General features: G+C 61.7%; 1 protein-coding gene. It reads right to left on the reverse strand.

The annotated features are described in order from the left end of the window. On the reverse strand, positions 1-334 hold a 334-nt coding region (locus tag SB822_RS55725; protein ID WP_410858929.1), incomplete at both ends, for a flavodoxin family protein.

A 334-nucleotide genomic window follows, 5' to 3' on the forward strand; every position in this document is an offset into this window, starting at 1 on the left:
GTCGAGCCGCGACTTCGGACCGGCTTCTATCAGTCCCATCCAGTCGAGCCAATCGCTCAGCGCACGGCGCGATCCTTCGATACCGGCAACATCGCCATGTACTACGAGGCCATAAGCCCTGCCCGCCAGATGCTTCGGGTAACCCCAGCCGGCAAGCTCGATTTTCTTCGCCTCCTCGGGCGTCTTGCCGTGCGTCGAGGTGGGATCGGGATTGCCGCCGTCCGCGCAAACGAGGCGATCCATTAGCAGCTTGAGCGGGCTCGCGACCTGATACCAATAGACAGGCGTGACGAAAATCACACCATGCGCGGCCGCAAAGCGCTCGTAAATCTCG

Origin of the sequence: Paraburkholderia sp. SIMBA_054, from assembly GCF_046534875.1 — a bacterium.
GTDB lineage: Bacteria > Pseudomonadota > Gammaproteobacteria > Burkholderiales > Burkholderiaceae > Paraburkholderia > Paraburkholderia hospita.